Annotated in this window: 10 protein-coding genes; 9 read left to right on the forward strand and 1 reads right to left on the reverse strand. The window is 63.5% G+C overall.

The annotated features are described in order from the left end of the window. Nucleotides 1-134: 134 nt before the first annotated feature. From rpoB to JQ617_RS02965, 4 genes are all read left to right on the forward strand, one after another. On the forward strand, nt 135-4253 hold the full coding sequence (gene rpoB / locus JQ617_RS02950; protein WP_063682745.1) for a DNA-directed RNA polymerase subunit beta: 4119 nt from the start codon (nt 135-137) through the stop codon (nt 4251-4253). A 128-nt stretch (nt 4254-4381) separates the two neighbouring features. Then, entirely contained in the window at nt 4382-8578 is a 4197-nt protein-coding gene (rpoC, locus tag JQ617_RS02955) for a DNA-directed RNA polymerase subunit beta' (protein WP_063682746.1), read from the forward strand. A 193-nt stretch (nt 8579-8771) separates the two neighbouring features. Further along, on the forward strand, nt 8772-10835 hold the full coding sequence (locus JQ617_RS02960; protein WP_212024307.1) for an FAD-dependent oxidoreductase: 2064 nt from the start codon (nt 8772-8774) through the stop codon (nt 10833-10835). Nucleotides 10836-10968: 133 nt separating this feature from the next. After that, nucleotides 10969-13002: an ABC transporter ATP-binding protein gene (locus tag JQ617_RS02965; RefSeq protein ID WP_145660385.1), complete on the forward strand. Its 2034-nt coding sequence runs from the start codon at nt 10969-10971 to the stop codon at nt 13000-13002. On the opposite strand, the gene JQ617_RS02970 is transcribed toward JQ617_RS02965, so the two are convergent. After that, a complete protein-coding gene (locus JQ617_RS02970; protein ID WP_212024309.1) occupies nt 12915-14168 on the reverse strand; it encodes an FAD-dependent oxidoreductase in 1254 nt (417 codons plus the stop codon). The genes JQ617_RS02965 and JQ617_RS02970 overlap by 88 nt on opposite strands. Nucleotides 14169-14839: 671 nt before the next feature. On the opposite strand from JQ617_RS02970, the gene rpsL reads away from it, so the two are divergent. The 5 genes from rpsL (at nt 14840) to rpsJ (ending at nt 19421) form a co-directional block, all read left to right on the forward strand. Beyond that, nucleotides 14840-15211: a 30S ribosomal protein S12 gene (rpsL, locus tag JQ617_RS02975; protein ID WP_007603006.1), complete on the forward strand. Its 372-nt coding sequence runs from the start codon at nt 14840-14842 to the stop codon at nt 15209-15211. A gap of 15 nt (nt 15212-15226) precedes the next feature. Further along, nucleotides 15227-15697 (forward strand): 30S ribosomal protein S7, encoded by a 471-nt coding sequence (gene rpsG / locus JQ617_RS02980; RefSeq protein WP_008136420.1) that lies wholly within the window; start codon nt 15227-15229, stop codon nt 15695-15697. 30 nt (nt 15698-15727) lie between these two features. Continuing rightward, nucleotides 15728-17800: an elongation factor G gene (fusA, locus tag JQ617_RS02985; RefSeq protein WP_063682750.1), complete on the forward strand. Its 2073-nt coding sequence runs from the start codon at nt 15728-15730 to the stop codon at nt 17798-17800. Between the two features lie 40 nt (nt 17801-17840). Further along, entirely contained in the window at nt 17841-19031 is a 1191-nt protein-coding gene (gene tuf, locus JQ617_RS02990; protein ID WP_008136415.1) for an elongation factor Tu, read from the forward strand. Between the two features lie 81 nt (nt 19032-19112). Next, a complete protein-coding gene (rpsJ, locus tag JQ617_RS02995) occupies nt 19113-19421 on the forward strand; it encodes a 30S ribosomal protein S10 (protein ID WP_002712302.1) in 309 nt (102 codons plus the stop codon). The last annotated feature ends 3 nt before the right edge of the window (nt 19422-19424 follow it).

The following is a 19424-nucleotide window of genomic DNA, read 5'->3' on the forward strand; positions in this document are numbered from 1 at the left end:
CAGATTCAGGACATTCCCGCCTGAACCTGAGTTTTCCGACCCCCAAAACGGGTTCGAAAAATTCAACCCGGGGAGCGGCGGCAGCCGCGTTCCGGACGGCGCGCCCAGAGCGGGCGACGAAATGAGAGGCCACGATGGCGCAGCAGACATTCACCGGTCGCAAACGCGTTCGCAAGTTCTTCGGACACATCAAGGAAGTCGCCGAGATGCCGAACCTCATCGAGGTTCAGAAGGCGTCCTATGACCAGTTCCTGATGGTCGACGAACCCCAGGGCGGGCGCCTCGACGAGGGTCTGCAGGCGGTGTTCCGCTCGGTGTTCCCGATCTCGGACTTCTCGGGCACCTCGATGCTGGAATTCGTCCGCTACGAGTTCGAGCAGCCGAAATACGACGTCGACGAGTGCCGCCAGCGCGGCATGACCTTCGCTGCGCCGCTGAAGGTGACGCTGCGCCTCATCGTGTTCGATATCGACGAGGAAACCGGCGCGAAGTCGGTCAAGGACATCAAGGAGCAGGACGTCTACATGGGCGACATCCCGCTCATGACGATGAACGGCACCTTCATCGTCAACGGCACCGAGCGCGTCATCGTCTCGCAGATGCACCGTTCGCCGGGCGTGTTCTTCGACCACGACAAGGGCAAGACGCACTCCTCGGGCAAGCTGCTGTTCGCCGCCCGCGTGATCCCGTACCGCGGCTCCTGGCTCGACATCGAGTTCGACGCCAAGGACATCGTCTATGCGCGTATCGACCGTCGCCGCAAGATTCCGGTGACGTCGCTGATGTTCGCCCTCGGCCTCGACGGCGAGGCGATCCTGTCCACGTTCTATAAGAAGATTCTCTACAAGCGGACCAAGGAAGGCTGGCGCGTTCCGTTCGACGCCAACCGCTTCCGCGGCTACTCGACCGTCAACGACCTGATCGATGCCGACACCGGCAAGGTCGTGCTCGAGGCCGGCAAGAAGCTCACCGTCCGTGCCGCCCGCCAGCTCCAGGAGAAGGGGCTGAAGGCGCTGCGTTTGTCGGATGAGGAACTCGTCGGCAACTACCTCGCCGAGGACCTCGTCAATCCAAAGACCGGCGAGATCCACGCCGAGGCCGGCGAGGAAATCACCGACAAGAACATGAAGGCGCTCAACGAGCACGGCTACAAGGAGCTGCCGCTGCTCGACATCGACCACGTCAATGTCGGCCCCTACATCCGCAACACGCTCTCGGCGGACAAGAACATGACGCGTGAAGACGCGCTGTTCGACATCTACCGCGTGATGCGTCCGGGCGAGCCGCCGACGCTGGATTCGGCGCAGGCGATGTTCCAGTCGCTGTTCTTCGACGCCGAGCGTTACGACCTCTCCGCGGTCGGCCGCGTCAAGATGAACATGCGCCTCGACCTCGATGCGCCCGACACCCAGCGCACGCTGCGCAAGGAAGACATCCTCTCCGTCATCAAGACGCTGGTGGACCTGCGCGACGGCAAGGGCGAGATCGACGACATCGACCATCTCGGCAACCGCCGCGTGCGCTCGGTCGGCGAGCTCATGGAGAACCAGTACCGCATCGGCCTCCTGCGCATGGAGCGCGCGATCAAGGAGCGCATGTCCTCGGTCGACATCGACACGGTCATGCCGCAGGACCTGATCAACGCGAAGCCCGCGGCTGCCGCCGTGCGCGAGTTCTTCGGCTCCTCGCAGCTCTCGCAGTTCATGGACCAGACCAACCCGCTCTCGGAGATCACCCACAAGCGCCGCCTCTCGGCGCTTGGACCGGGCGGTCTGACCCGCGAGCGCGCCGGCTTCGAAGTCCGCGACGTGCATCCGACCCATTACGGCCGTATCTGCCCGATCGAGACGCCGGAAGGTCCGAACATCGGCCTGATCAACTCGCTCGCGACCTTCGCGCGCGTGAACAAGTACGGCTTCGTCGAGACGCCGTACCGCAAGGTCAAGGACGGCCGCGTCACCGACGAGGTCGTGTACCTCTCGGCGATGGAAGAGGGCCGCTACACGGTCGCGCAGGCCAACGTGCCGCTCGACCCGAAGGGCCGCTTCACCGAAGACCTCGTGGTCTGCCGTCACGCCGGCGAAGTCTTGCCGGTGACGCCGGACAAGGTCGACTACATGGACGTGTCGCCGAAGCAGCTCGTTTCGGTCGCCGCGGCGCTGATCCCGTTCCTCGAGAACGACGACGCCAACCGCGCGCTGATGGGCTCGAACATGCAGCGCCAGGCGGTGCCGCTGGTTCGCGCCGAGGCGCCGTTCGTCGGTACCGGCATGGAGGGCGTCGTTGCCCGTGACTCGGGCGCTGCGATCGCGGCGCGCCGTTCGGGCGTGATCGACCAGATCGACGCGACCCGCGTCGTCATCCGCGCCACGGAAGATCTCGATCCGACCAAGTCGGGCGTCGATATCTACCGTCTGATGAAGTACCAGCGCTCCAACCAGTCGACCTGCATCAACCAGCGTCCGCTGGTGAAGGTCGGCGACATCGTCAAGAAGGGCGACATCATCGCCGACGGTCCCTCGACCGATCTCGGCGAGCTCGCGCTCGGCCGGAACGTGCTCGTCGCGTTCATGCCGTGGAACGGCTACAACTTCGAAGACTCGATCCTGCTCTCCGAGCGGATCGTGAAGGAAGACGTCTTCACCTCGATCCACATCGAGGAGTTCGAGGTGATGGCCCGCGACACCAAGCTCGGGCCTGAGGAAATCACCCGCGACATTCCGAACGTTTCGGAAGAAGCGCTGAAGAACCTCGACGAAGCCGGTATCGTCTACATTGGTGCGGAAGTGCGCGCCGGCGACATCCTGGTCGGCAAGATCACGCCGAAGGGCGAGAGCCCGATGACGCCGGAAGAAAAGCTCCTCCGCGCCATCTTCGGCGAAAAGGCCTCCGACGTTCGCGACACCTCGCTGCGCGTTCCTCCGGGCGTGCAGGGCACGATCGTGGAAGTGCGCGTGTTCAACCGCCACGGCGTCGATAAGGACGAGCGTGCGCTGGCGATCGAGCGGGAAGAGATCGAGCGTCTGGCCAAGGACCGCGACGACGAACAGGCGATCCTGGACCGCAACGTCTACAACCGTCTTGCCGAGCTGCTCGAAGGGCGGCAGGGCATTGCCGGTCCGAAGGGCTTCAAGAAGGACACCAAGATCACCCGTGCGGTGCTCGAGGAGTACCCGAAGTCGCAGTGGTGGCTGTTCGCCTCGCCGAACGACAAGCTGATGGCCGAGATCGAGGCCATGCGGAAGCAGTACGACGAGTCGAAGAAGGGCCTCGAACAGCGCTTCCTCGACAAGGTCGAGAAGCTGCAGCGTGGCGACGAGCTGCCGCCCGGCGTGATGAAGATGGTCAAGGTCTTCGTCGCGGTGAAGCGCAAGATCCAGCCCGGCGACAAGATGGCCGGCCGTCACGGCAACAAGGGCGTGGTGTCGAAGATCGTGCCGATCGAGGACATGCCGTTCCTCGAGGACGGTACGCACGCCGACATCGTGCTCAATCCGCTGGGCGTGCCCTCGCGCATGAACGTCGGACAGATCCTCGAGACCCATCTCGGCTGGGCCTGCGCCGGCCTCGGCAAGCGTATCGGCCAGACGGTCGATGCCTACCTGTCGAAGCAGGACATCAAGCCGCTGAAGGAAACCTTGAAGAAGGTCTACGGCGAGGACGAGACCATCAAGTCGCTCAACGACAATGAGCTGCTCGAGCTCGGCCACAACCTCAGCCGCGGCGTGCCGATCGCAACGCCGGTGTTCGACGGTGCAAAGGAAGCCGACATCGAGGAGATGCTGAAGCTTGCCGGTCTCGACGCTTCGGGTCAGTCGACCGTCTATGACGGCCGCACCGGCGATGCGTTCGATCGTAAGGTGACGGTGGGCTACATCTACATGCTCAAGCTGCACCATCTCGTGGACGACAAGATCCACGCGCGTTCGATCGGCCCGTACTCGCTCGTGACCCAGCAGCCGCTGGGTGGCAAGGCGCAGTTCGGCGGTCAGCGCTTCGGCGAAATGGAAGTGTGGGCGCTCGAGGCTTACGGCGCGGCGTACACGCTCCAGGAAATGCTGACGGTGAAGTCGGACGACGTCGCCGGCCGCACCAAGGTGTACGAGGCGATCGTGCGCGGCGACGACACGTTCGAGGCCGGTATTCCGGAATCGTTCAACGTGCTGGTCAAGGAAATGCGCTCGCTCGGCCTCAACGTCGACCTGCACAACTCCAAGGTGGGACCGGCGCCGACGTCGGAAGCGGCCGAGTAATTCGACCTTTCATGCCCGGCCTTCGCGGCCGGGCATTGGCGCCCCTCCCGATGCCTTGAGGGCAGGGCGCCCCGCTAGATGATTTTCGAATTTGCGGCCGGAGGCGACCGGTCCGCGAGGAGAAGACGATGAACCAAGAAATTATGAATCTCTTCAATCCGACGACGCCGGCTCAGGTCTTCGACCAGATCCGCATCTCGATCGCGTCCCCGGAGAAGATTCTGTCCTGGTCCTACGGCGAGATCAAGAAGCCGGAGACCATCAATTACCGTACCTTCAAGCCCGAGCGCGACGGCCTGTTCTGCGCCCGCATCTTCGGGCCGATCAAGGATTACGAGTGCTTGTGCGGCAAGTACAAGCGCATGAAGTACAAGGGCATCATCTGCGAGAAGTGCTCGGTCGAGGTCACGCTGTCGCGCGTCCGGCGCGAGCGCATGGGCCATATCGAGCTCGCAGCACCCGTCGCCCACATCTGGTTCCTGAAGTCGCTGCCCTCGCGCATCGGCCTTCTGCTGGACATGACGCTGAAGGATCTCGAGCGGATCCTCTACTTCGAATATTACGTCGTGCTCGAGCCGGGCCTCACCGCGCTGAAGGACCGTCAGCTGCTGTCGGAAGACGAGTATCTGAAGGCGCAGGACGAGTACGGCCAGGACAGCTTCACCGCCATGATCGGCGCCGAGGCGATCCGCGAGCTGCTCAAGGGCATGGACCTCGAGAAGCTCGAGGCCAGCTTGCGCGTCGAGATGCAGGAGACCGACTCCGACATCAAGCACAAGAAGCTCGCCAAGCGCCTGAAGATCGTCGAAGCGTTCCGCCACTCCGGCAACAAGCCGGAATGGATGATCATGACCGTGGTTCCGGTGATTCCGCCGGACCTGCGTCCGCTGGTGCCGCTCGACGGCGGCCGCTTCGCGACCTCGGATCTCAACGACCTCTACCGCCGCGTCATCAACCGCAACAACCGCTTGAAGCGGCTGATGGAGCTGCGCGCGCCCGACATCATCATCCGCAACGAGAAGCGCATGCTTCAGGAAGCGGTCGATGCGCTGTTCGACAACGGCCGCCGCGGCCGCGTCATCACGGGTGCCAACAAGCGCCCGCTGAAGTCGCTCGCCGACATGCTCAAGGGCAAGCAGGGCCGGTTCCGTCAGAACCTGCTCGGCAAGCGCGTCGACTATTCGGGCCGTTCGGTGATCGTGGTCGGTCCCGAGCTGCGCCTGCATCAGTGCGGCCTGCCGAAGAAGATGGCGCTCGAGCTGTTCAAGCCGTTCATCTATTCGCGGCTTGACGCCAAGGGCCTGTCCACCACGGTGAAGCAGGCCAAGAAGCTGGTCGAGAAGGAGCGGCCCGAGGTCTGGGACATCCTGGACGAGGTCATCCGCGAGCATCCGGTGCTGCTGAACCGCGCGCCGACGCTGCATCGCCTCGGCATTCAGGCGTTCGAGCCCGTGCTGATCGAAGGCAAGGCGATCCAGCTTCACCCGCTGGTCTGCTCGGCGTTCAACGCCGACTTCGACGGTGACCAGATGGCCGTGCACGTCCCGCTGTCGCTCGAAGCGCAGCTGGAAGCGCGCGTCCTGATGATGTCGACCAACAACATCCTGCATCCCGCGAACGGCCAGCCGATCATCGTGCCGTCGCAGGACATCGTGCTCGGTCTCTACTACGTCTCGATCATGCGCGAAGGCCTGCCCGGCGAGGGCAAGATCTTCGGCGAGATGGCCGAGCTCGAGCACGCCCTGCACGCGAAGGTCATCCACCTCCACACCAAGATCAAGTACCGGTGGCAGGGCATGGATGAGACCGGCAAGGTCTCGACGCGCTGGATCGAGACCACCGCCGGCCGTGTCATGCTCGGCAACCTGCTGCCGAAGAACCCGCGGATCACGTACGAGATCATCAACAAGCTGATGACCAAGCGCGAGATCTCGGGTGTCATCGACCAGGTCTACCGTCACTGCGGTCAGAAGGAGACGGTGATCTTCTGCGACCGCATCATGGCGCTCGGCTTCTACAACGCGTTCAAGGCCGGCATCTCGTTCGGCAAGGACGACATGGTCGTGCCGCACGGCAAGTGGAAGATCGTCGACACCACCCGTACGCTGGCGAAGGATTTCGAGCAGCAGTACAACGACGGTCTGATCACCCATGGTGAGAAGTACAACAAGGTCGTCGACGCCTGGTCGAAGGCCACGGAAGAAATCGCCAAGGCGATGATGAAGGAGATCTCCGCCACCAAGAAGACGGCGAGCGGAGCCGATGCCGACATCAACTCGATCTACATGATGGCTCACTCCGGTGCCCGCGGTTCGCCGGCCCAGATGCGCCAGCTCGCCGGCATGCGCGGCCTGATGGCCAAGCCGTCGGGTGAGATCATCGAGACGCCGATCATCTCGAACTTCAAGGAAGGCCTCTCGGTTCTCGAGTACTTCAACTCGACCCACGGCGCCCGTAAGGGCCTCGCGGACACCGCGTTGAAGACCGCGAACTCGGGTTACCTGACCCGTCGTCTCGTCGACGTCGCGCAGGACTGCATCATCACGCAGTCGGACTGCGGCACCAAGCTCGGCATCAAGATGCGCGCCATCGTCGATGCCGGCACGGTGGTGGCTTCGCTCGGCTCGCGCATCCTCGGACGCACGGCCTGCGAGGACATCCGCGACAGCTCGGGCAAGGTGATCATCAAGCGCGACACGCTGATGGAAGAGAGCCATCTGGACGCCATCCAGCAGGGTGGTGTGCAGGAGGTGAAGATCCGCTCGGCGCTGACCTGCGAACTCGTCAACGGCATCTGCGGCAAGTGCTACGGCCGCGACCTCGCCCGCGGCACGCCGGTCAACCACGGTGAAGCCGTCGGCGTCATCGCGGCGCAGTCGATCGGCGAGCCGGGCACCCAGCTGACCATGCGCACCTTCCACATCGGTGGTGCGGCGCAGCTCAACGAGCAGTCCTTCGTCGAAGCCAACTTCGACGGCAAGATCGTGATCCGGAACAAGGCCATCGCCCGCAACAGCGAAGGTCACCTGATCGCGATGGTGCGCAACATGGTGGTGGCGATCGTCGATGCCGACGGCACCGAGCGTGCGACGCACCGCGTCCAGTACGGTTCGCGCCTGCACGTCGACGAAGGCGACATGGTCAAGCGCGGCCAGCGCGTCGTCGAGTGGGATCCCTACACTCGTCCGCTCCTCACCGAAGTCGAAGGTACGATCGGCTTCGAGGATCTGGTCGAGGGGCAGTCGATCTCGGAAACGCTCGACGAAGCGACCGGTATCGCCAAGCGCGTGGTCATCGACTGGCGCTCGACCCGCGGCGGCTCGGACCTGCGTCCGGCCATCGTGGTCAAGGGCAAGGACGGCAAGGTGCTCAAGCTCGCCCGTGGCGGCGATGCCCGCTACATGCTGTCGGTCGACGCCATTCTCTCGGTCGACGTCGGAGCCAAGGTCAACCCGGGTGACATTCTCGCCCGTGTCTCGACCGAAAGCGCCAAGACGCGTGACATCACCGGCGGTCTGCCGCGGGTGGCGGAACTGTTCGAGGCACGGCGTCCGAAGGATGCGGCGATCATCGCCGAGATCGCGGGCACCATCCGGTTCGGACGCGACTACAAGAACAAGCGTCGCATCTCGATCGAGCCGATGGACAAGACCGAGGAGCCGCGCGAGTACCTGATCCCGAAGGGCAAGCACATCCACCTTCAGGACGGCGACGTCGTCGAAAAGGGCGACTTCATCGTCGAAGGCAACCCGGCGCCGCACGACATCCTTGCGGTCAAGGGCATCGAGGAGCTCGCGGCCTACCTGGTCAACGAAATCCAGGAGGTCTACCGGCTCCAGGGCGTGCTCATCAACGACAAGCACATCGAGGTGATTGTCCGTCAGATGCTCCAGAAGGTGGAAGTCACCGACCAGGGCGACACGGACATGATCTCCGGCGAGCAGGTCGACAAGATCGAGTTCGACGCGCTGAACGAGAAGGCCAAGGAAGAGGGCAAGAAGCCCGCCACGGGAACGCCGGTTCTGCTCGGCATCACCAAGGCGAGCCTGCAGACCCGCTCGTTCTTCTCGGCGGCCTCGTTCCAGGAGACCACCCGCGTCCTCACCGAGGCGGCGGTCAACGGCAAGATCGATCCGCTCGAAGGCCTCAAGGAGAACGTCATCGTCGGCCGGCTGATCCCGGCAGGCACCGGCGCCTCCATGGCCAAGATCCGCGAAGTCGCAATGAAGCGCGACAAGCTGATCCTGGACGAACGCGAGAAGCAGGCGTCCGTCGTGCCGCCCGCGCCGGAAGCGGAGCTTCCTGCGCTGCCGCCCGCGGAATGATCGTTCATCCGTAGGAATACCGAGGACAATGAAAAGGCCGGCGCAAGCCGGCCTTTTTGCTGCTTTGTTTGCTTGTTGCGATGCGGGATCGACCTTTGTTCATCTTTCCTTCAGGCGCAAAAGCGCTTCTGCTAGGAGAGCTTAGACCGGTGGATCCCGTGACGGGGGCAGGGCCGGAGACCACGGAACGGATATGCTTGATCTCGCAATCGTAGGCGGCGGCCCCGGCGGGCTGATGAGCGCCTGGTATCTGAAGCGCAAGCTCGGCGACCTCTGCCGCGTCACCATCTACGAGGCGTCGGACCGGCTCGGCGGCAAGATCGTCACCCGCAAATTCGATTCCGCGCCCGCGATGTACGAGGCCGGCGTTGCCGAGATCTACGACTACTCGATGACGGGACCGGATCCGCTGCGTGAGCTGATCCAGCATTTCGGCCTGCAGACCATCCCGATGGACGCCGAGCAGGTGCAGTTCGGCGGCGAGCTGCTCAACGACGTGCCCGGCATGCGCCGCAAATACGGCGCCAAGACCGCGGCCGCGATCGAGGCCTTCCGCAAGCGCTGCGCCGAGGTGATGTCGCCGATCGAGTATTACGAGGGCGTCGGCGCGCACGACAACGAGAATCCCTGGGCCTACAAGACTGCCGAGCAGGTGCTCGACGAGGAGGTCGAGGACGAGACCGCAAAGCGCTTCTTCAAGGTGATGGCGCGCTCGGACATCGCGACCGAGAGCCACAACACCAACGGCCTCAACGCGCTCAAGAACTACCTGATGGACGTCGACGGCTATATCGGCCTCTATTCCATCCAGAACGGCAACGAGCAGCTGATCGAGTGCCTGCAGTCGGAAGTGAACGCCGACATCCAGCTCAATCATCGCGTGCTCACCGTCGGCAAGGCGCCGACCGGCCGCTACCAGCTCAAGATGATGAACGGCAAGGGGCCGGAGACGCGCGACTTCGATCTCGTGCTGGTCTGCCTGCCGCATTCCTGGCTCGCCACCATGGGGTGGGAAGGCGAGCAGCTGCGCAAGTCGATGGTCAAGCACGTCTCGTATTTCGACCGTCCGGCGCACTATCTGCGCGTCTCGATCCTGTTCGACTCCCCGTTCTGGGGCGAGAAGATTCCGGGCGCCTGGTTCATGTCGGAAGCCTTCGGCGGCTGCTGCGTCTACAACGAGGGCGCGCGCCACGACGTCAGCAAGCACGGCGTGCTGAACTGGCTCATTCCCGGCTCCGACGCGCTGGCCTTCGCCAATCTGTCGGACCAGGAGCTGATCGACGCCGCGCTGAAATCGCTGCCGGCCTCGCTCGGCGATGCCCGCGCGCATTTCGTGGAAGGCAAGATCCATCGCTGGCTGTCCTCGGTGAACGCTATACCGGGCGGGCTGCCCGTGCGCGACGTCATGACCAATCACCGGCCCGAGCCGAAGGAACATCCCGGCATCGTGGTGGTCGGCGACTACCTGTTCGACTCCACGCTGAACGGCCTGCTCGACTCCTCGGACGCTGCGACCGACATCATCCTCACCGAGATGATGCGCCTGCGCCGCGAGCGCGCGCAGGAAGAGGGTCAGCCGATCTCGGACAGGATCGATCGCGACTATTTCGAGAACTATCGCGGCCTCGGTCCCTACAGCGAAGTGTGGCAGCACTTCACCGATCCCGATTACCTGACAAAGCTGATCGGCATCGTCTGGGGCAAGGCGAAGGGCTCGAAGCTCCTGGTCGCCGGCTCGGCCAGCGGCGAGCTGGTTGGCGCGCTGCGCGATCGCGGCATCGATGCCTGGGGCATCGAGAACAACCGCGCGATCCATGCCAGGACGCCGAAGGCGCTGAAGAAGTACAACAAGCTCGGCTCCATCACCGACATGCCGTTCAAGGACGGTGCGTTCGACTTCGTGTTCGAGACCAGCCTCTGCCACGTTTCCCCGAAGCAGGTGGTGCGCGCGATCCGCGAGCTCAACCGCGTGGTGAAGACCGGCCTCGTGTTCGGCTCGATCACCTCGGACATGGCTTCTGTCGTGATCGACCGCTACGACCTCTTGCGCGGGGTCAAGAAGCTCGGCACCTGGTGGGAATGGTCCGAGCTGTTCTTCGGCAACGGCTTCGATCTGTCGATGCACCGCAAGGACTGCGCCGATGCGCTCTGGGAGGCGACGCTCGCCGCGGGCAAGGGCCCGGGCCAGTGGTACGCCGACGCGGACAGCCTGCGCTATTCGTTCTTCGACAAGGTCGAGGACGAGGACGACGACTAGTCCTTAAGGCCGGGTGAATTCGCCAATTGCTTTGCCGAATGCGTCGTGATCGCATAGAATCGGTGCGATAGCGGTTTTCCGCTGTTTCCTGCTTTCTCTGCGGTCATGCCGGCCGTCAGCATCGGTTGGTTTCATGGCGTCCAAGCCCCTCCCGCCCGACAAACAGAAGCTCGCCGCGGAAGAAGCGGCCGAGCTCGAAGACAAGCTCACCCCCGCCAAGCCGGACCTCGAAGACGACGAGGCCGACGACGACGAGGAGGATGACGAGCTGGAGCTTGATGACGACGATGAGGACGAGGACCTCGTCGTCTTTACCGCGCGCGAGGCCGCCGGCGCACTCGCGACCATCCTGGGTTTCGTCAAACCCGTCCTCGCCAATTACAAGCGGATGCTGTCGTTCGTGGCGTTCGGCGTCATCGTCGAGACGCTGTTCAACGTCATCATGCCGCTCAGCCTGAAGTACTTGATCGACGACGCGCTCGGCGAGGAGGACTTCCAGGCGCTGTACAAGATCCTCGGCGTGCTCGCGGTCGCCGGCATCTTCACCTCGATCGTCGCGGTCTGGTACGAGCGCTGGGATGCGAGGCTGGCCGCCTGCGTCATCTCCGACGTCCGCAAGCGCCTGTTCGAGCACGTCCAGGACCTGCCGGCGTCCTATTTCGGCCGTACCAAGCGCGGCGAGATCCTGTCGCGCTTCTCGGTCGACCTCTCGGCGTTCGAAGGCTCGGTCAAGACCTTCGCCAACAGCGCGGCGCTGCCGTTCCTGGAATTGATCGCTGGCATCATCCTGATGATATTCCTGAACTGGCAGCTCGCCGCGGTTGCGCTGCTGGTGTTCCCGATCACGCTGATCGGCCCGCGCATCCTCACTCCGAAGGCGGTGCAGGCCAATTACGAGCAGAAGCAGAACGAAGCCGCGCTGCTCGGCATGGTGCAGGAGAACATCGGCGCGCAGGCCGTGATCAAGGCGTTCAGCCTGCAGCGCAAGATGTTCGGCTTCTTCACCTTCCGCAACGACGAGACCCGCAACAAGATCGCCTCGGCCGCGTTCCTGTCGACCATGGTGGAGCGGACGGTCACGATCTCGGTCCTGATGCTGCATTTGGTGGTGCTCGCGATCGGCGCGTATCTGGCGACCAAGGGCCAGATCACAATCGGCACCTTCGTCACCTTCGAGAGCGCGTTCTGGGAAGTCTCCTACAACATCGCCCACGTGATGCATTTCATCCCGGTGTCGATCTCCTCGGCCGCAGCGATCCGCCACATCCAGGAGCTGCTCGACGAGCCGACGCGCGGCGCCGATCGCCCCGGCGCACCGGACCTGCCGCGCATCACCCACGACATCACGTTCGACCGCGTGACGTTCCAGTACGAGGGCAGCCAGACGCCGGTGCTGGACAATCTCAGCCTCAAGCTGAACGTCGGCAAGAGCATCGCCATCGTCGGCCCCTCGGGCTCGGGCAAGAGCACGCTGCTCAACCTGATCCTGCGGCTCTACGTGCCCGACGAGGGACGCGTCACCATCGACGGTGTCGACGTCCGCAAGGTGACGCTGGATTCGCTGCGGCGGAGCATGGCCGTGGTGTTCCAGGAAAACATGCTGTTCAACATGTCGATCCGCGAGAACATCCGGCTCGGCAAGGAAGGCGCGACCGACGCGGAGGTGGAGGAGGCCGCCAAGAAGGCCGAGATCCACCGCTACATCATGAGCCTGCCGCAGCGTTACGACACGCCGGTCGGCGAACGCGGCGACACGCTCTCGGGCGGCCAGCGCCAGCGCATCGCGATCGCGCGTGCGATCATCCGCAATCCCTCGGTTCTGCTGCTGGACGAAGCCACCTCGGCGCTGGACCAGACCACGGAAGCGGCGATCAACCGAACGCTGCTGAAGGTCGCCAAGGGCCGCACCATGATCTGGTCCACCCACCGCCTGACCTCGGTGGTCGAGATGGACGAGATCATCGTGATCTCGGGGGGCAGGGCGATCGAGCGCGGCTCGCATGCCGAGCTGCTCGCCCTGAACGGCACCTATCGCAAGCTGTGGAACGACCAGATCCACCAGCCGCACGGCGCGGCGGCTCAGGCCGACGACGACAGCGACGATGCCGACGAGGACGAAGACGACCTCGAGGATGATGAGGACGAGGACGACGACGAGGAGGAGTGACCGAGGAAGTTCGGCTCCAGGTCGAAAGCGCCTCCAAGTGGTCTCAACCATCCCTGAACCGACCAGGCGATGAAGCGCGCCCAGCGCTGCGCCGTCCAGTACGGGCTCGTGCCGGTCGTAACCGAGCGGAAGTCGAACGCCTTCGCCGCCGACCATTCGTCGCAGGCCCGCTTGACCGGATCGGCGTAGAACGCGGCGATCTTGGCTGCATCCATCCCGTCCGAGGCCAGCCATTGCGGGATGTAGATGTTGCAGAGCCGCTCGACGTCGGTGAAGACCTTGTCGCAGCCGGTGCCGGCGACCGGGCAGGAGGTCGAGAAGGCATCGCCCACCAGCACGAGGCCCGGCTGGCCGCTCGCCTCGTTCACATAGAGATCGACCGGGCGAACCTTCAGCTCGCCGGGAATGTCGAACGGGCCGGTGATGCGCTTGAGCCGGGGCAGGGCGGCATGCAGCGTCTCGGCCGGGGCGCGGCGCAGCTCGCGCAGCCAGGGATCGTCGAAGCTGCGATAGACGAACAAATTGGCGCGCATCCGCGTGCCGATCGGAAACAGCGTGATGTAGGGGATGTGGTCGCCCGGCCGCTCCGAGAAATAGGTCAGCGCCGGGAAGCCGAATGAATCCCGCCCGGCCGGGACCACGTCGAACCCGATCGAGATCGAATGGCAGGCGCTGACGATCGTTCGCGCGATGCCGAGCTGGTGGCGCAGGCCGACATTGAGGCCGTTGGCGAGCACAACCAAGCGGGCGGAGACGGTCTCGTCATTGGAGAGGGTGATCCGCTGTCGCTCCGGGCTGGTCTCGACCGCGATGGCCTTGGCGCAGATGCGCTCGACCCTCCCGGGGATCTCGTCGCGGACGGCGTTGACGAGGGAATCATAGAGGATGTTGAACTGCCGGCTCGGCGACCGGTCGAGCAGATAGCCGAATCGCGCGATCCAGTTCTCGCCGGAATAGGTCGCGCGCCGCAGCACCGATTCTGCGATTCCGGTCTTCAGGAATCGGCCGACCTGCACCTCGCCACTGAGTTTTTCGACTCGAAAGTCCGGCGGATAGCTCTCATGCGGATCGATCAGCACGGCCGAAATACCGGCGCGGCCGAGCATCGCGGCGGCGGTCGAGCCGGACAATCCCCCGCCGATGATGGCAATGTCGGTGTAGCGCATGACGCAAATCTCTGCCGAAGGCGTCAGATTGACGCATCAACAGGAAAAAAAGCCTTAGCAGGGGTTATAAAAGTATATTTCGCCCGGGTATAAATAGGTCGCTGGGGTAGCGGAACCGGGCAGGGATCGCCATATCGGGATGGCGCGGTGAGAGCGGTAAACCTCGATTTCGACAGGCGCGGGAAGCGTTTTGTGACTGTCGTTTCACCTTGACTTGACCGATTCTCACTTATAGAAAGCGCCTCACTTACGACAGGCGGTGAGCATCGCCAGCGTCGGAACGGGCCACCCGTCAGATCCTCCGGGATCGTTTTAAAACGGGCACCAACCTCGACGAATGCCGCTCAAACGCTGTCGATCATAGCTAGGCAATGCCAGTGCGATTCTAGGTCTCTTGAGCTCGTTCTCTTGAGGTCGAATTCGGATGCATGACCTCAGTGCGCGAGCCGCGGCGATTTCGCTGATCGGCTTCAATACTGCGGTCCTCTGTGGCGTCGAAGCGCTTTCTGCTCCCTGATGGAGCGGATGGCGTAATTCCGCTTTGTGTGGATTGTTCCGCGCGAGGCGGCCCCGTCGAGTGGGTGGCTCGAACAGAATTTGCGGTCCCGGTAACGGGCTGCGGCAAGACAGCAGGCCCGTGAGGGGCTGCGATAACAAAGGGTAAGGCCAGGATGCCGACGATCAACCAGCTGATCGCTCAACCGCGGGAAGTGCAGAAGTCGCGCAAGAAGGTGCCGGCGCTGCAGCAGTCGCCTCAGAAGCGTGGTGTTTGCACCCGCGTCTACACCACGACCCCGAAGAAGCCGAACTCGGCGCTTCGTAAGGTCGCCAAGGTGCGCCTGACCAACGGCTTCGAGGTGATCGGCTACATCCCCGGCGAGGGCCATAACCTCCAGGAGCACTCGGTGGTCATGATCCGCGGCGGCCGCGTCAAGGACTTGCCCGGCGTGCGCTACCACATCCTCCGCGGCGTTCTGGATACCCAGGGCGTCAAGAACCGTAAGCAGCGTCGTTCGAAGTACGGCGCCAAGCGTCCGAAGTAAGCGGGAACCAGGCCTATGTCTCGTCGCCACTCAGCGGAAAAGCGCGAAGTTCTCCCGGATCCGAAGTTCGGGAACATCATCGTCACCAAGTTCATGAACTCGGTGATGTACGCCGGCAAGAAGTCGGTCGCGGAAGGCATCGTCTACGGTGCGTTCGGCATCATCGAATCCAAGACCAAGCAGAACCCGCTCGGCGTGTTCGAGCAGGCACTCGAGAACGTCATGCCGACGATCGAAGTGCGCTCCCGCCGCGTCGGTGGCGCGACCTACCAGGTTCCGGTCGAGGTTCGTTCGACCCGCCGTCAGGCCCTGGGCATTCGCTGGCTGATCTCGGCCGCGCGCGAGCGCAACGAGAAGACCATGACCGAGCGCCTCTCGGCCGAGCTCCTCGACGCCTCGAACAACCGCGGCAACGCCGTCAAGAAGCGTGAAGACGTGCACCGGATGGCGGAAGCCAACCGCGCCTTCTCGCACTATCGCTGGTAACGGCGACACACGGAATTTAAGGAACAGCCCATGCCTCGCGTTCATGCCATAGAGAACTACCGCAATTTCGGTATCATGGCGCATATCGATGCCGGCAAGACCACGACCACCGAGCGCATCCTCTATTACACCGGCAAGAGCCACAAGATCGGCGAAGTGCACGAAGGTGCCGCGACGATGGACTGGATGGAGCAGGAGCAGGAGCGTGGCATCACGATCACCTCGGCTGCGACCACCGCGTTCTGGGCCGGCAAGCGCCTGAACATCATCGACACCCCCGGCCACGTCGACTTCACCATCGAAGTCGAGCGTTCGCTGCGCGTGCTCGACGGCGCCGTCTGCGTGCTCGACTCCAACCAGGGCGTCGAGCCCCAGACCGAGACGGTCTGGCGCCAGGGCGACAAGTACAAGGTTCCGCGCATCGTCTTCGCCAACAAGATGGACAAGACCGGCGCCGACTTCTTCAAGTGCCTGGCCGACATCGTCGACCGCCTCGGCGCCAAGCCGATCGCGATCCAGCTTCCGATCGGTGCCGAGAACAACTTCAAGGGTCTCGTCGACCTCGTGAAGATGCAGGGCATCATCTGGAACGACGAGTCGCTCGGCGCGAAGTTCGACTATGTCGACATCCCGGAAGATCTGGTCGAGCAGGCCAAGGAATATCGCGAGAAGATGGTGGAGGCCGCCGTCGAGCTCGACGACGACGCCATGGCCGCCTATCTCGACGGCAAGGAGCCGGATGAAGAGACGCTGAAGCGGCTGATCCGCAAGGCGGTGCTGACCGGCGCGTTCTATCCCGTGCTGTGCGGTTCGGCCTTCAAGAACAAGGGCGTGCAGCCGCTGCTCGACGCCGTCGTCGACTATCTGCCGTCGCCGATCGACGTGCCTGCGATCAAGGGCACCGACGATCTCGGCAACGAAGTCGTGCGCAAGGCGGACGACAAGGAGCCGCTGGCTCTGCTCGCGTTCAAGATCATGGACGACCCGTTCGTCGGCACCATCACCTTCTGCCGCATCTACTCTGGCGTTCTCCAGAGCGGCACCGGCGTCGTGAACTCGACCCGCGAGAAGAAGGAGCGCATCGGGCGCATGCTGCTGATGCATGCGAACAACCGCGAAGACATCAAGGAAGCCTATGCCGGCGACATCGTCGCGCTGGCCGGCCTGAAGGAAGCGCGCACCGGTGACACGCTGTGCGATCCCGACAAGCAGGTGATCCTGGAGAAGATGGAATTCCCCGAGCCGGTCATCGAGATCGCGATCGAGCCGAAGTCAAAGGCCGACCAGGAAAAGCTGGGCGTGGCGCTGGCCAAGCTCGCCGCGGAGGATCCGTCCTTCCGCGTCTCGACCGACCAGGAGTCCGGCCAGACCATCCTCAAGGGCATGGGCGAACTCCATCTCGACATCAAGGTCGACATCCTCAAGCGCACCTACAAGGTCGACGCCAACATCGGCGCGCCGCAGGTTGCGTTCCGTGAGCGCGTCACCAAGAAGGCCGAGGTCAAGTACACCCACAAGAAGCAGACCGGCGGTACCGGTCAGTTCGCGGAAGTGTCGATCGTGGTCGAGCCGAACGAGCCCGGCAAGGGCTACGAGTTCGAGTCCAAGATCGTCGGCGGTGCGGTTCCGAAGGAATACATCCCCGGCGTCGAAAAGGGCCTCAACAGCGTGATGAGCTCTGGCGTGGTCGCGGGCTTCCCCGTGGTCGACGTCAAGGTCTCGCTGGTCGACGGCAAGTATCACGACGTCGACTCGTCGGCGCTCGCCTTCGAAATCGCATCGCGCGCTGCATTCCGCGAAGCGCTGACGAAGGGCAAGTCCGTCCTGCTCGAGCCGATCATGAAGGTCGAAGTGGTGACCCCGGAAGACTACACCGGCTCGGTCATCGGCGACCTGAACTCCCGGCGCGGTCAGATCCAGGGTCAGGACATGCGCGGCAACGCCAACGTCATCAACGCGATGGTGCCGCTCATGAACATGTTCGGTTACGTGAACAACCTTCGCTCGATGAGCCAGGGTCGCGCGACCTTCACCATGCAGTTCGACCACTACGCAGAAGCGCCGGCCAACGTGTCGGCAGAAGTCCAGAAGAAGTTTGCCTGATTGTCGTCGGTTGAAAGCTGACGATTGAACGGAGAGTCAAATGGCCAAAGCAAAGTTTGAACGTAACAAGCCGCACTGCAACATCGGCACCATCGGTCACGTCGACCATGGCAAGACGTCGCTGACCGCGGCGATCACCAAGGTTCTCGCCGAAGCCGGCGGTGCAACGTTCACCGCGTACGACCAGATCGACAAGGCGCCGGAAGAGAAGGCCCGCGGCATCACCATCTCGACCGCGCACGTCGAGTACGAGACGCCGAACCGCCACTACGCCCACGTCGACTGCCCCGGCCACGCCGACTACGTGAAGAACATGATCACCGGCGCTGCCCAGATGGACGGCGCGATCCTGGTCGTGTCGGCCGCTGACGGCCCGATGCCGCAGACCCGCGAGCACATCCTGCTCGCCCGCCAGGTCGGCGTGCCCGCGCTCGTCGTGTTCCTCAACAAGTGCGACATGGTCGACGATCCGGAACTGCTCGAGCTCGTCGAGCTCGAAGTCCGCGAGCTGCTCTCGAAGTACGACTTCCCGGGCGACAAGATCCCGATCATCAAGGGTTCGGCGCTCGCCGCTCTCGAAGATTCCGACAAGAAGCTCGGCCACGACGCCATCCTCGAACTGATGAAGAACGTCGACGAGTACATCCCGCAGCCGGAGCGTCCGATCGACCAGCCGTTCCTGATGCCGGTTGAAGACGTGTTCTCGATCTCGGGCCGCGGCACCGTCGTGACCGGCCGTGTCGAGCGCGGCATCGTCAAGGTCGGCGAGGAAATCGAGATCGTCGGTCTCCGCGCCACCCAGAAGACGACCGTCACCGGCGTCGAAATGTTCCGCAAGCTGCTCGATCAGGGCCAGGCCGGCGACAACATCGGTGCGCTGCTCCGCGGCACCAAGCGCGAAGACGTCGAGCGCGGCCAGGTGCTGTGCAAGCCGGGTTCGGTCAAGCCGCACACCAAGTTCAAGGCTGAGGCTTACATCCTCACCAAGGAAGAGGGCGGTCGCCACACCCCGTTCTTCACCAACTACCGTCCGCAGTTCTACTTCCGCACCACCGACGTGACCGGTGTCGTGCATCTGCCGGAAGGCACCGAGATGGTGATGCCGGGCGACAACATCGCGATGGAAGTGCACCTGATCGTGCCGATCGCGATGGAAGAGAAGCTCCGCTTCGCGATCCGCGAAGGCGGCCGCACCGTCGGCGCCGGCGTCGTCGCCTCGATCATCGAGTAATTACGAGAAAAGGGACGGCGAGTAGCGAATGGTGACATTCGCTATTCGCTATTCGCCACCCACTGAAGAGAGACCACGGCAATGAACGGCCAAAACATTCGTATCCGTCTCAAGGCGTTCGACCATCGTATCCTCGATACGTCGACCCGTGAGATCGTGAACACGGCGAAGCGCACCGGCGCGCAGGTCCGCGGACCCATTCCGCTGCCCACCCGCATCGAGAAGTTCACCGTCAACCGTTCGCCCCACGTCGACAAGAAGAGCCGCGAACAGTTCGAGATGCGCACCCACAAGCGCCTGCTCGACATCGTCGATCCGACCCCGCAGACCGTCGATGCTTTGATGAAGCTCGACCTGGCCGCCGGTGTCGACGTCGAGATCAAGCTCTAAGAT

This window comes from Bradyrhizobium sp. KB893862 SZCCT0404 (assembly GCF_018130885.1).
GTDB lineage: Bacteria > Pseudomonadota > Alphaproteobacteria > Rhizobiales > Xanthobacteraceae > Bradyrhizobium > Bradyrhizobium stylosanthis.

Bases quoted from the DNA above. Each gene is read 5' to 3' on its own strand.
- rpoB (WP_063682745.1), top strand. From the start codon at position 135: ATGGCGCAGCAGACATTCACCGGTCGCAAACGCGTTCGCAAGTTCTTC.
- rpoC (WP_063682746.1), top strand. From the start codon at position 4,382: ATGAACCAAGAAATTATGAATCTCTTCAATCCGACGACGCCGGCTCAG.
- JQ617_RS02960 (WP_212024307.1), top strand. From the start codon at position 8,772: ATGCTTGATCTCGCAATCGTAGGCGGCGGCCCCGGCGGGCTGATGAGC.
- JQ617_RS02965 (WP_145660385.1), top strand. From the start codon at position 10,969: ATGGCGTCCAAGCCCCTCCCGCCCGACAAACAGAAGCTCGCCGCGGAA.
- JQ617_RS02970 (WP_212024309.1), bottom strand. From the start codon at position 14,168: ATGCGCTACACCGACATTGCCATCATCGGCGGGGGATTGTCCGGCTCG.
- rpsL (WP_007603006.1), top strand. From the start codon at position 14,840: ATGCCGACGATCAACCAGCTGATCGCTCAACCGCGGGAAGTGCAGAAG.
- rpsG (WP_008136420.1), top strand. From the start codon at position 15,227: ATGTCTCGTCGCCACTCAGCGGAAAAGCGCGAAGTTCTCCCGGATCCG.
- fusA (WP_063682750.1), top strand. From the start codon at position 15,728: ATGCCTCGCGTTCATGCCATAGAGAACTACCGCAATTTCGGTATCATG.
- tuf (WP_008136415.1), top strand. From the start codon at position 17,841: ATGGCCAAAGCAAAGTTTGAACGTAACAAGCCGCACTGCAACATCGGC.
- rpsJ (WP_002712302.1), top strand. From the start codon at position 19,113: ATGAACGGCCAAAACATTCGTATCCGTCTCAAGGCGTTCGACCATCGT.